The 12,634-nt window shown below is 44.6% G+C and carries 13 protein-coding genes and 1 tRNA gene; 8 read left to right on the top strand and 6 right to left on the bottom strand.

Going from position 1 to position 12,634, the window contains the following annotated elements; all coding sequences use genetic code 11:
* Positions 1-162 precede the first annotated feature (162 nt).
* The gene (locus LFX17_RS17855; RefSeq protein ID WP_238747592.1) at positions 163-777 is read left to right on the top strand and encodes a DUF6935 domain-containing protein; all 615 of its coding nucleotides are present in this window, start codon (positions 163-165) and stop codon (positions 775-777) included.
* Positions 778-891: 114 nt separating this feature from the next.
* Here LFX17_RS17855 and LFX17_RS17860 read toward each other — a convergent pair whose 3' ends face one another.
* The gene (locus LFX17_RS17860) at positions 892-1,089 is read right to left on the bottom strand and encodes a hypothetical protein (protein ID WP_135572957.1); all 198 of its coding nucleotides are present in this window, start codon (positions 1,087-1,089) and stop codon (positions 892-894) included.
* Between the two features lie 60 nt (positions 1,090-1,149).
* Positions 1,150-2,208 carry a UDP-3-O-(3-hydroxymyristoyl)glucosamine N-acyltransferase gene (gene lpxD, locus LFX17_RS17865; protein ID WP_238731435.1) on the bottom strand — a complete coding sequence of 353 codons (1,059 nt, stop codon included), beginning with the start codon at positions 2,206-2,208 and terminating at the stop codon, positions 1,150-1,152.
* A gap of 284 nt (positions 2,209-2,492) precedes the next feature.
* On the opposite strand from lpxD, the gene LFX17_RS17870 reads away from it, so the two are divergent.
* Positions 2,493-3,425 carry a ferredoxin reductase domain-containing protein gene (locus tag LFX17_RS17870; protein WP_238731436.1) on the top strand — a complete coding sequence of 311 codons (933 nt, stop codon included), beginning with the start codon at positions 2,493-2,495 and terminating at the stop codon, positions 3,423-3,425.
* Positions 3,426-3,651: 226 nt separating this feature from the next.
* Positions 3,652-3,867, top strand: coding sequence for a transcriptional coactivator p15/PC4 family protein (locus tag LFX17_RS17875; RefSeq protein WP_118954526.1), 216 nt, complete (start codon positions 3,652-3,654; stop codon positions 3,865-3,867).
* A 21-nt stretch (positions 3,868-3,888) separates the two neighbouring features.
* Here LFX17_RS17875 and LFX17_RS17880 read toward each other — a convergent pair whose 3' ends face one another.
* Positions 3,889-5,508 (bottom strand): anti-sigma factor antagonist, encoded by a 1,620-nt coding sequence (locus tag LFX17_RS17880; protein WP_238731437.1) that lies wholly within the window; start codon positions 5,506-5,508, stop codon positions 3,889-3,891.
* A 187-nt stretch (positions 5,509-5,695) separates the two neighbouring features.
* Here LFX17_RS17880 and LFX17_RS17885 point away from each other — a divergent pair, with 187 nt between their 5' ends.
* The 5 genes from LFX17_RS17885 (at position 5,696) to recR (ending at position 8,658) form a co-directional block, all read left to right on the top strand.
* Positions 5,696-6,115 carry a nucleoside deaminase gene (locus tag LFX17_RS17885; protein ID WP_406600540.1) on the top strand — a complete coding sequence of 140 codons (420 nt, stop codon included), beginning with the start codon at positions 5,696-5,698 and terminating at the stop codon, positions 6,113-6,115.
* A gap of 35 nt (positions 6,116-6,150) precedes the next feature.
* Positions 6,151-6,234 (top strand) — tRNA-Ser (locus LFX17_RS17890).
* A 10-nt stretch (positions 6,235-6,244) separates the two neighbouring features.
* Positions 6,245-7,720, top strand: a complete 1,476-nt coding sequence (dnaX, locus tag LFX17_RS17895) for a DNA polymerase III subunit gamma/tau (protein ID WP_238747594.1) — start codon at positions 6,245-6,247, stop codon at positions 7,718-7,720.
* A gap of 4 nt (positions 7,721-7,724) precedes the next feature.
* Positions 7,725-8,072: a YbaB/EbfC family nucleoid-associated protein gene (locus tag LFX17_RS17900; protein WP_238731440.1), complete on the top strand. Its 348-nt coding sequence runs from the start codon at positions 7,725-7,727 to the stop codon at positions 8,070-8,072.
* Positions 8,065-8,658 (top strand): recombination mediator RecR, encoded by a 594-nt coding sequence (recR, locus tag LFX17_RS17905; RefSeq protein WP_255717858.1) that lies wholly within the window; start codon positions 8,065-8,067, stop codon positions 8,656-8,658. The genes LFX17_RS17900 and recR overlap by 8 nt, the downstream gene beginning before the upstream one ends.
* An 8-nt stretch (positions 8,659-8,666) precedes the next feature.
* On the opposite strand, the gene LFX17_RS17910 is transcribed toward recR, so the two are convergent.
* The 3 genes from LFX17_RS17910 to LFX17_RS17920 all read right to left on the bottom strand — a co-directional run bounded on the left by LFX17_RS17910 (position 8,667) and on the right by LFX17_RS17920 (position 12,536).
* A complete protein-coding gene (locus LFX17_RS17910) occupies positions 8,667-10,241 on the bottom strand; it encodes a hypothetical protein (protein ID WP_238747596.1) in 1,575 nt (524 codons plus the stop codon).
* A gap of 3 nt (positions 10,242-10,244) precedes the next feature.
* Positions 10,245-11,093: a transporter substrate-binding domain-containing protein gene (locus LFX17_RS17915; RefSeq protein ID WP_238747598.1), complete on the bottom strand. Its 849-nt coding sequence runs from the start codon at positions 11,091-11,093 to the stop codon at positions 10,245-10,247.
* 63 nt (positions 11,094-11,156) lie between these two features.
* Positions 11,157-12,536, bottom strand: a complete 1,380-nt coding sequence (locus tag LFX17_RS17920; RefSeq protein ID WP_238747600.1) for an OmpA family protein — start codon at positions 12,534-12,536, stop codon at positions 11,157-11,159.
* Between the last annotated feature and the right edge of the window lie 98 nt (positions 12,537-12,634).

A 12,634-nucleotide genomic window follows, 5' to 3' on the forward strand; every position in this document is an offset into this window, starting at 1 on the left:
GATGTTCCGAGGCCAAAGTGAAGTGCCTCGGAGCAAAGTCGAGCAAGGATGCGAGACTGCGGAGAGGGCGAGTCCCTCTGCCCGCAGATCACTCCTTCCTCTCAGTTTTGACTCGACAATTCACAATTAGTCAATAAATTATAGCGACTTTCGGGAGGAGATATGAACCGTAACCGTTTTTCCATTTTTCTATTATTGACCGTTTTAATTCCGTTTAGCCTTTCTTCTCAAAACGAAACGATCAACGTAACAACTAACTCGTGGCCTAAAGATCTATCGTCTTTTGATACGTTTCGAAACGAACAATCCACGACCCCGCAAGGCGCACTGATTTCGCTCGTTGCGGCTTTGGATCTATATTCAAAAAACAAGGAAGAGGGGATAAAGGCTTTGATTCTTGTGGTGGATTCTTCCCATCTTTCGCAGGATACAAACGGGTACAAAGGATTCTCGTTAAGCAGAAATCTAACGGACCTCGTCAAAAGACAAATCGAACAACATCCGTATTTAATCGGCTCTTACCTTCCCGGATCGTCCGCTTCGAACGGTTATGTTCCCGGCGGCGCGCCCTATTCATTTACGATCACGGCAAACCGCTTCAGTGGAACGGAAGAATCCGGGCAAAGAAAATTATTCATCCCTTCCTCAGGAGCGGACAGCGCAAGACCGGTTACGTTAAAGCGAAATGCAAAGGGCGTGTGGAAGGCGCAGGAATTTTCCAGTCTTTTAGTCGGAATCAAAAAGCCCGTTACTAAAAACGCGGCCGACGATCTTTGATAGATTGTTATATTCAGGAATTCTTATATTTAAATTTCGATCGGGAGCTGCAACCGTAAGACAAGAAATCGGTTCCGACTTTGGAACCGATCCGAGGAATTTGAAAATCCGATTCTATCTCTGAATCGAATTTTCAGATCGATTGTTTTGTATCTCATTCAGGAAAACTATATTGGTCGGGTTGTTTTCCAAAATGCTATCGGCGAGGGTCTCCAACAACTTTCCGATTCTTTTACTTTGGGAAAGATCCGGCTTACGGGAGATTTTATCCGGCTGATTTTCCGGGTTATCTTCGTTCGCTCGGGAATACACGGGAATCCTCCAAAAGGGTGTAAGGGAAAGAATGCGCCGCATTTTTAAGACCTGTCAAGCTCAATCCTTCTCCTCGATTTTAATTCCCGCGTGTTTTTCCAGCTCTTTGACTCGTTTAGCCCATTTTTGAAAGTTCACGAGATTGTGGATGTTTACGCGCACTTTTTGAAATTCCGGAAAGGTTAAACCGTAATCCCAGCCCACGAAGATATCTTTTTTCTTGGGAGAATTTCGCAGCGAGGTTCCGCCCGCGATGATCGTTCCCGCAGGAACATGAAGATGATCGGCAACCGCACAAGCTCCGCCGATGATCACGTCGTCTTCGACGATCGTGCTTCCGGCAACGCCGCTTTGTCCGGCGATGATGATATTCTTTCCCAAGACGCAGTTATGCGCGACGTGAACCATATTATCGAATTTGCATCCGTTTCCGATGACTGTGTCTTCCAACCCGCCTCGATCGACCGCACATAAGGAACCCATCTCCACATCGTCTCCGATGATCACTCCGCCGACTTGAGGAATTTTCGTATGCGTTCCGTTTACGGTAACGAATTTAAAACCGTCTCCGCCGATCGAACAATTTCCCGAACAGATAAAACGTTTCCCGATGATCACTCCGTGCTGAATGGAAGAATTCGGACCGATATGAGAACCTTCTCCGATCGTCACGTTACGCGAAATTTTCACTCCGTCTTCCAAATATGTGTTCGCACCGATCACTGAGTTTTCACCGATCACTACATATTCTCCGACAGTAACTCCCGCTCCCAATTTCGCGCTTGGATGAATCAACGCCGTGGAAGAAATTTTTCCGGAAGGGACATAAGGAGGATAGAGAGCATTTAGGACTTCCGCAAGACTCAGTTCAGGATTCGATACGACAAGGCACGGCAAGGAAATTTCACGTGAGAATTCTTCCGTTGTAAGAACGACGCTGGAAAGAGTCTTCTTCGCGTCGCTTAACATTTTCTTATTGGAAAGAAAGCTGATGGAGCCGTTCGCTCCCGGAGTAAGAGTCGCGACCTTATCGATCAAAATCGATTCCGGTGTTTGCGTATTGACGATCTTAGATCCGCCGATTTTTTTAGCGAGATCCGAAAGATTGATTTGGGGCATGTTTCCCTCGTTTTTAATAGGTGGATACACGGAGAAATCAGCGATTCACGGAGTCACTCAAAAAAAGAAAACTTACCCGCTCCGCAGCTTATCAAGTTATAAGAATTATTAAAGGCTCTATCAAAATGACCGCTTCGTGCGGCATTTGCACATTTTGATCGATGAAAATCCCGATTTTGAAACAGCTTCAAGTTTGCGGAAATATCCCGTTTGACGAAATGCCTTCCCCTAAAACCATGTAGGAAATTTGGAAAATTCTTCATTTTTAGGAATTGTACTCGCTCATGAAACCGATCAGAGAACCTCAAATCAATTTATTCAAAAAATCGAATCCGTATAAAGCAAAAGTAATCAGTAACGTTTTATTAACTCCGGAAACGGGAAAAGGAAAAAGACCCAAAAAAGAAGGAGAATCGCTCGTTCATAGAATCACGCTTGCGATCGATCACTCCGCGTATCCGTACGTAATCGGACAAAGCGGCGGCGTAATTCCTCCGGGAGAAGATCCGGAAAAAAAAGCGAAAGGTCTTGCGGACGTAGGTTACACCGTGCGTCTTTATTCCATCGCTTCTCCAAGTTACTCTTTCGGAATGAAGGAAGACAACATCGAATTCATCATCAAAAGAGACAACGTATATGATGAAAACGGAAACATCCAATTCAAAGGCGTTTGCTCGAACTATATGTGCGATCTGAAACCCGGCGATGAGGTCGTAATGACAGGACCTTCCGGAAAAAAATTCCTTCTTCCCGTTGCGGACTTCGGCGGGGACATTATGTTTCTCGCAACCGGAACCGGAATCGCTCCTTTTATCGGAATGAGCGAAGAACTTCTGGAACACAAGCTCATCAACTTCACGGGAAACATCACTCTCGTTTACGGAGCGCCTTACTCCGACGAACTCGTAATGATGGATTACCTCCGCGGATTGGAAGCAAAGCATAAAAACTTCAAACTCGTTACCGCGATTTCCAGAGAGGAAAAAAATTCTTTCGACGGCGGAAGAATGTATATCTCTCACAGGGTTCGCGAACAAGCGGATGCAGTGAAAAAAATTCTGAACGGCGGCGGACGTTTCTACATCTGCGGCGGACCGAAAGGAATGGAAAAAGGCGTGATCGAAGAAATTCAAAAGATCGCGGGCGACACCGGAACCTACGAAGAATTCAAACACCACTTAGAAGGCGCTCACCAATTGTTCGTTGAAACATACTGATCGTATTCTAAATTCTTAAAATTCGAAGCCGAAGGAAATTTTGATTTCTTTCGGCTTTTTTATTTTGAAATCCTGATCGAATCAAAAAACGGATCGATGAAATTTGCATCCGTTGTTATTACTGGTATAAGAATTACATTTATTTGTGCATTTGTGAATCGTCTCCTGAATGTCGGCTCCACCGGCAGCCTTCCTAAGTTCGGGTGCGGTTCCGGGAGAATTGTGAATGGGAATTATCCGTGACGTAGACAAGGGCAGAGGAGAAGTGATTCGGGTGGAAGTATCCGAATACAAAGGAACTAAATATCTGAACCTTCGAGTTTGGTATACGGACAAAGACGGCGAAAAAAAACCGACTCAAAAAGGAATCGCCATTCCGCCCGAACTCTACGACGAAATCAGAGAAGCGGTAATCGAAGCGGAAAGCGAAGTCAAAGAATAGCTCGGCCGCTTGCGATGTGATTCAAAGGCTTCTTTCCTGGATCACATCGTTGATGACGATCCGGGCAGCTTCTTCCGTATCCGCGACCCGAATGTGACTTTCCAATCTTGTGATCGAGAAAACCTTTTTCACAGAATCTCTTAAATCGGAAACGACCAACTCGCCGCCTCTTCTTTTCAACCAACCTGAAATCTGAATCAAGGTGCCGATCGCCGACGAATCGATATAAGAGGAAGCTTTCAGATTGATGACGATAAACCGAAACCCTTCGTGCATTTTTTCCTGAATGTTGGTTTTCAACTCGGGACATTTATACAAATCGATATCGCCCGTTGATTTATATACGAAGATTTGATCGTGATATTCGATATCCTCCGAAATGGGATCGATGTTTCTATATTGGATGTCCGAAGCGCCGGCCATCAGATGTTTTCCGGCCGTTTTCGAATTCTCCTTAATCTTCGCTTCCAGAGCCTCCAGACGCGATTTCAAAGAACTCATAACTTCGGGGGCGAGATCGATCTGATGATCCACTTCCTTAATCAACGCACTCAGGATTTTAGAAGCTTCTTCCAACGAACCTTCTTTGATCAAGGAACTGGCCTTTTTCAAAGCCTTTCCCGATTTTGCGACGATCGTTTCCACGATCACGTCCGCGTCTTCTTTGACCGATTGGGATTTCCAATCCGGCTTTAACTCGAACTCGACGTTTTCCAATTTCATCTTATCGCTAAGATTGTAAAACGAACTCGATATTTTGATTCCCCCGATTTGATCCGAATTGTGGATCAGATTTTCAGGATGTGTCCTGACCCGAACCACGACGTTTCTAATGTCGTCCGCGCGCATATCTCCGCATTGAAGAACGACCGATTTGATTCTGCTCGGTTGATCCGGATCCATTTCGGTATAAAAGGGAATGTCGCTTATCAATTCTAAGAACTCCACGTCTTTCCCGAACAAAACTTTCGTCTCGATGGATTGCGCGTATAAGGAACCGATATCTCCGAACTCGCGGAAAAAAATATCTCCGGTTCCTTCCGGACTTTCTATGTAATAAAAATTTCCGCCGCCGGCATCGGCAATATCCTTCAAAAGAATCTCGTTGAAGTCGTCTCCGAAACCGATAACGGTGGTTGATATTCCTTTTTTGTAATGATCGGAAGCGATCTGAATCAGATCCACCGGATCCGTAATCCCTTGCGTAGGATTTCCGTCCGTCAATAGAATCGCGCGTTTATAAACGGATGGATCGGAAAACATCTCCAAACCGCGTAACGTGTGCAGCCATCCCCCCGATAAGTTTGTGGAAGTTCCCGGAAGAATCGTATGAATCCGATTGACGATCGAATTTTTTTCGACGAGTTGTACGATCGGTTGAATTACGTGAATGTCTTCCGCGTAAGCGACGATGGAAAGAAAATCTCTTCGAGTCAACCAGTTGACCAAAGAGGAAGCCGCTTGAATGACCGCTTCCAACTTTTCTCCTTTCATCGACCAGCTTCTATCGATCGCCAATCCTAATACGATCGGTCTTCGATCGGGATTAGCCGCTCCGGTGGGGGAATTCAGACGGATTAAGACGGAATTGTTTCTGTTTTCCGAGACTTCGTTATGTAAAAACTTCGCGGAGAGAATCATTCCGTAGAAAAAACCATTTACCGAAGGTCCGATCAAGAAGAATTTGTAGAGTATCTCTATGCGCGGATCTCTAAATGATAAGAATGGAGTTGGAAAAAAACATATTCTTACGAATGCAGGCATTTCTATCGGCGAGAATTTCAATTCTTCGTTAGGCGATGTCATTCTTTCCGACTTTATACAGAGAATGGAGAATCTCGTTTTGCACGCAGGAGAAGAAATTCCCAGCTTTACTAGAATTTATCACAAGCAAGAGCTCGTCAGCGAAACGTTGAACGAAGTGGAGAAGAACAAGGATTCTTCCTTTCATAGCGAAATTCTTTGTATTCGAGACGCGAAGGAAAAACTGAAAACTCGTTATCTCTCGGATTGTATTCTCATCACATCTTTAGAGCCTTGTTTGATGTGCGCGGGAACGATTCTTCTTTCTAGAATTCCGAAAGTAATTTATCTTCTGCCTGCAAAACAGGGAGAAGGAATTTCTTCTCTGAGTATCGAAACGATCTATTCTCGAAATTTTTTCCCCGAACTCATTTGTATTCCGGCTGAGATTTCGAAAAATGCGTTCAAGTCGTTTTTCAAAGCCAGAAGAAAGAAATTCAATTGACGTACAGCCTCTCGACAGAATTCCTGAAAGCAACAGGAGAAGTGTCAGAGTGGTCTATTGTGCATGCTTGGAAAGCATGTGTGCCAAAAGCACCCCGGGTTCGAATCCCGGCTTCTCCGACTCCGTATTATGGCAGGAACTCACGAAGTCCTTTCCCGGAAGTATCGCCCGCAGAGATTTCGGGACGTAATCCATCAAGACCTCGCCATAGGTGCCCTTCAAAACGCTCTTAAATCCGGCAAAATCGGTCACGCTTATATCTTCTTCGGTCCGCGGGGAGTGGGTAAAACTACCATTGCAAGAATTCTCGCAAAACGTTTAAACTGCCAGAACCCAGCCGACAACGAACCTTGCAACGAATGTTCTTCCTGCGTCGAGATCACGCGCGGAATTTCCAGCGACGTTCTCGAGATCGACGCCGCGAGCAACCGAGGCATCGAAAACATCCGCGAACTCAGAGACAACGTCAAGTTCGCGCCGATGGGCGGGAAATATAAGGTTTATATTATAGACGAGGTCCACATGTTGACGGACCAGTCGTTCAACGCTCTATTAAAAACACTCGAAGAACCTCCGTCTCATATAGTCTTCGTTTTAGCAACGACCGAGTTTCATAAAATTCCCGAGACGATTCTTTCCAGATGTCAGGATTTTATTTTTAAAAAAGTTCCTTTGTCCGTTCTGCAGGATTATTCCGAAAAACTCTGTAAGATAGAAAACGTACAGTACGATCAGGAAGGGCTTTTCTGGGTTGCGAAGAAGGGCGACGGCTCCGTCAGAGATATGCTTTCCTTTATGGAACAAGCGATCGTGTTCACCGATTCCAAACTTCTCGGAGCCGGAATCCGAAAGATGATCGGTTATCACGGTATCGAATTCTTGACTTCGTTTATCAAAAGTCTCGTGGACCCCGACAATCATTCCAAGGCTCTTGAAATTCTCGAGTCGCTTTATCAGGAAGGTCAGGACATTTACAAATTCCTATGGGACTCGATCGAATTCACTCATACTTTAAACTTGATCCGCGATTCTCTTGCCGATCCGGAGTCCGTCAACTTTCCGAAAGAAGATCTCGTGAAAATGAAATCCGATTTTGAGAATGTGGATTCTTCCAAACTCAATTTTCTTTCGGGTAAACTTTTCGAAATTTACGAAAGAATCAAAACGATCCGTCTGAGAAACTCTTTCGAGATCAAGGTCTTTACGGAAATCCAAATCAAGAAGCTGGTTGAAGAATTGACTTATCCGAGTTTGGCGGGTTTGGTCGATCGGATCAATCATCTGATTTTGATGGTCCAAGGTTCTAAGAACGCCGCTCCCGAAGCGGAACGTCGCAATCCTGTCGCATCCGCCGAGTCTTCCGTTAAAAACACTCCCCAAAGCGAAGCTTCTAAAAAAAAAGATGACCCGCTTTCTCAAGCGATGGAATCTCATTTCGAGTCTAATGAACAGGATTCAAACATGGAATCGATGTCGGCCGAAAGTTCGAAACCTTCTCTTACTTCCGAAGCGAATCCTCAGAAATTCGATACGAGCACCGAGATAAAGAAAAAATTTCTTGGTACGGAAGTCGATCGAAGTAAAATTCCGAGACTGGATTCTTAACGTTATGTTTGATAAGATCAAAAACTTTTCCGAACTTCTTTCCAACATGGGCGCTTTCCGTGAAAAAATGGAAGAGGTAAAAAAACGTATCGCTGCGATTCGCGTGATCGGCGACGCGGGAGCTGGAATGGTTACCGTTACAGCCACAGGAGAAGGTCAAATCACGAACGTATTCATCAACAAACAACTGTTCGACGCGGACGACAACAAAATGCTCGAAGACCTCGTAATGGCCGCAACAAACGACGCTCTTAAAAAAGCGAGAGAAGCGACCGCATACGAATTTCAATCTGCTTCGGGCGGTTTGGATCTTTCAGAAATTTCTAAAATGTTCGGCGGAAATCTTGGCTAATCATCTTCTTGACGAAATGGTGGAGGCGCTTTCCTCCCTTCCCGGAATCGGCAGAAAGAGCGCGTTTCGAATCAGTTTTCATCTTTTGCGTTTGGAACAAGGACTATTCAATCAATTCGTTCATCAACTTACGGATACCAAAAGCAGAATCAAATTCTGTAAACGATGCGGTTCGTATGCGGAAACGGAAGTTTGCGACATTTGCACTTCCGAAAAAAGAGACACACATACGTTTTGCGTTGTCGAACAACCGGAAGACATCTTCTTTATCGAGAACACGAGAGAATTTCACGGCAAATATCACGTGTTAAACGGAGTCATTTCTCCTTTGGAAGGAGTTGGACCGAGAGACCTTCGCATCAAAGAACTTTTGGAGCGAATCGAACCGGAACAAGTGAAAGAAGTTTTGATCGCGACCAACCCGACTTTGGAAGGCGACGCGACTGCGGACTATTTAGCGAACCAACTCAAACCTCTTTCGGTGAACGTAACTCGGATCGCATACGGCATTACGGTCGGAGGTTCGATCGAATTGTCGGATCAATATACTTTGGGAAGGGCAATCCGCTCCCGACTTCAACTTTAAGTGAATTCTTAAAATCTATGTTCCGCGGTTACGAAAAATTCCCTGAGAATTTTTCCCTGCGTCGTATCCAAGTAAGCCTTTAACCCGTCGCCCGCGACGAAGTAGCCGGATCTCATCAGAATCTGCATATCCCGAAACGCGTTCCATCGTAAGTTGATATTGACTTCGTGTCCGAAAAAAGCGTTGGTCTTATATCCGTTTTCAAAATTGAAGTAACGATTGTTTTCGATGTACGGAGATCGAGTTCCATACAAACGATAATAACCCAAGGTCAAGAGCAAAGGACCGTAGACGACAAAGTCTCCGTTGATTCCATACTCATATAAACCGCTTGAATCCTTTCCCGAAAAAAGCGCGTAACCGCCGGTAAAGTCGTTTGCGATGTTGGATATGGAATACCCGGGCATCAAGGTTTTATAACCGCCGCCTCGAAGGTTGGCTTTGGTTCCGTCCTTATCAAAACCGGGGCGCCCCGTACTTCCGACTCCGATCAAGTTGATAGTAAGATTCTCACTGTAACGATACGAAAATTGAAGATCGGCCATTCCGCCGGAAATTCCGTGTCTGCTGTATCGGTTGTATAATATGTTTCCCGCACTGTCTCGATACGGATCCAACGCATGAACCGTTCCGTGATTGTAAATTCCGTGAACGACAAATCCGAAATTGGACAAGTTGATCTCGTTCATAAAACCGTGCCAAAACAACTGGCCGACTTCGCTATCCAGAGCGATCACGTTTCCTTTCGCGTTCGTCGTCTTATCGATCGAGTTGATCGTATCATCCAAAAAGTAAGAATAGAGTTCGTGCTTTACGTTGTTGAAAAAACTCGTTTTGATTTCGTAAAAGTAAATATTCGTGCCGACGTAATTCTTATCCGCGTACGTATTCTTATCCAAATCAAGCTGTGCGTTTTGCCTTGCAACGAACCAACCCGCTTCGATCGTCGTGTTCCATAAACGAAAGTCTTTGTTGATCGTAACGCCGGTTCCAGGCGTAAACACGACCCTTCCTCTCGGAGAAGAAAAAAGCTGCTGACCGACCCGCAAACTAAACGCGTCTTCCGGAAGTTTAAAGTTCAAATATAAAAACGTGGTTTGAATGTTCACGGGGGCGCTAAAACCTGCTTCTCCCCCTTGTCCGGGACCGGTCGCAGAATTTTGACCGAACCCTTTTCCTCCGAACGTGATGTCCCCGACTTGAACGCCCCAAAGCGCTTCAAAGTATTTCGAAGTGTTGAAGTTCATGTTGACGGTCATTCTCGTATCAAAGTAAGAAATGTCTTCTTTAGGAGGAGACAAGGTGCTTGGATTCCCTTTGAGTCTTTCCGCGACTTCATTGTCGACCGCTGTTTGATTTCTTTGTTGCTCTTCTGTTTTGAACGCTTCTTTGTCGTAAGGAGTCGCGGCGGTTTGGCGCGAAGTGAAAATATCTCGACCGAGATTGAATCCGCGAACCCTGTAATTTCCCTGAAAGTCGAGCTTCGTTTTTTCTTCGATCTCTTGGGAAAAAAGCAAAGAAGGAATTAAAAATAACAAAAGGGAATAGAAGCGATAAGCCTTTTTAAAAAGGTCGATGGACACGGATCATTTTACCCAGTTGTTCTGATTAAAATATCGGCTTCTTAACTCTTCCAAAACACCGGTCCGTTTCAATTCCTTAATGAAGAAGTTCAAATTATCCGCAAAAATAAGATCATTCTGTGGAAGCGCTGCGCTGATATTTTCCTCCTGAACGGTTCCCAGAAGAGGAAGATAATTCGCTCGTAAGGAAGGATTTTTTTGCAATAGGGTGAGAATGAAAAAACTGTCCGCCACAAAGCAAGTCACGTTGTTGCTTACGAGATTGTCGACTGCTATCGAGTCGGAAAGATAACTATAAATCGGAAGTTTGGAATATTTTTTCTGAAGATAAATGTGATTCGTCGTATTGGAGCGAACTGAAAAACTTACGAGTCCGCTCAAGGTGGAAAGATCCGCGAGGCTGATAAAACGTCTCGAAGTGACGATATTTCCTTCCGGTTCGGGGGGAAGAATCTTTTTGCTCACAAGACCGGCCGGAGTCGTTACGAGATACGGATCCGAAAACGTAACTTGTTTTCCCCGGTTTAGGTCCGTAGACATTCCGGCTAACGCGAGATCGATCTTACCGGCTTTGATGTCCTCCGAAAATTGACGAAACGTTTTTAGCGGAACGAGCTTTAAAGAGACGCCGAGATAATCCGCGTAGAGTTTTGCAAGCTCCGCGTCGATTCCCGGATAACCTTCTTTCGGATTTTCGATATAGAACGGTTCGTACTGCTTATTGACGCCGACTACTAGTTCCTTTTTGGAAAGAATCTTTTCCAATCTCGAACCGGCGTATTCCGATTGAGAAAAAAGTGCAAAGGGAAAAACGAGAACCAAGAGCAGACAAAGGATTCTTTTCTCGAACATGAAACAAATGCTGAATCGAACCTTGTTTTTTTCCAGAGCATTTTTAAAACGAAAACACAATTTCTAAGGACCGATGATCTGAAACTCGGTTCTTCTATTCTTGTAATCCGTCTCGGGATTTTTCTGCGGAACGACCGGTTCGGAACTTCCTTTTCCGTCCGTGCTGATTCTTCCGGAATCGATCCCTTTTTTCAGAAGATAATCTTTCACGGCGTTCGCCCGATTGCGGCTTAAGACCATATTGTCCTGAGGATCTCCGTTCAAATCGGTGTGGCCCGTGATTTTGATTTTTACGTTCGGATTGTCTTTTAAGTAAGAATGCAAATTTTCTAATATAGAAAAAGAATTCTCCAGAATCTCGTAAGAACCCAATGCAAAATGAATGTTGTCGAGCGATATGGATTTTCCTTTTTCCAATTGTTGAAACGGATTGGAAAGATTGGAATAGATGTCATAGTCGCGGCCGCTTCTTCTGCAAAAATAAAACGTGCGTCCGTCACCCGCCTCCAAATAAAACGCTTCGTCTCCCGGCGTATTGATTTCCGGTCCAAGATTGATCGGTTCCGAATAATTGCCGTTTGCAAGAATCGAAGATTTGTATAAATCATAACCTCCGTAACCGCCGGGCCGATTGGAAGAGAAGTAAATCGTCTTCCCGTCTTTGCTGATTGTGGCGGCAATTTCGGAATACGGCGAGTTGATCGGTTCGGGTAAACTTGTCGCCTTCTCCCAAGTTTTGTTTCTGTAAATTGAAACGAAAATATCGGCCTCCGCAACTTGAGCAAACGGATAACGCGTAAAATACAAATGATCGTTGTACAAGAACGGATTTTCTTCGATCTCCTCGGTGTTTACGGTTCTCGGAAGCACGACGGGCGCGGCCCAAGAGGAATTCACCTTTTTCGAAAAATAAAGATCGCGGGAAACTCCGATCTTTCCGTTGGAAAGTTGAAATTCGATCGCACCGTCTCGATTCGAAGAGAAGATGATTCCTTCTTCTTTATTTAAGATGAACGGACTTTGATCGTCAAAGTTCGAATTTAAAATTTCGATTTCAGATCCGCTGGTCCATTCTTCGCCCACCCGGGTCGATTTGTAAAGGTCGGTATAATTGGAATTCTCCCTCTTGGAGTAAAAGTAGAGAACGTTTCCGTCGTCCGTTAGACTGATTCCGAATTCGTTCAAACCTGTGTTGATCGAGCCTCTGAGCTTTTCGGGTTTTTGTTTAGCGGACGTTCGGGTTTTTTCCGCGGTTTGGGAAGAAATTTCGAACGGCAAAAGAAATATTAAGAAAATAGAATATATAAAAAACAAGACTCCGAAAAACTTAAAACCGTTCCTTTTGTCCAGCGATGACTGAATCGTTTCGAAAACGGGAACCATTCGATTTTCGATTTCGACCGCAACGAACGATTTTATGATTTGAGAAATAGATAAACGCATAAACGACTCCGGGAATTCTGAAAAGATTCCCTAAGTTCATTATCCGTTTTTTTGAGAAAAACCTGAGCCGAAAAATTCAGAAATCGGACAAAGCTTTC

It is taken from the genome of Leptospira sanjuanensis (assembly GCF_022267375.1).
GTDB classification, from domain to species: Bacteria; Spirochaetota; Leptospiria; order Leptospirales; family Leptospiraceae; genus Leptospira; species Leptospira sanjuanensis.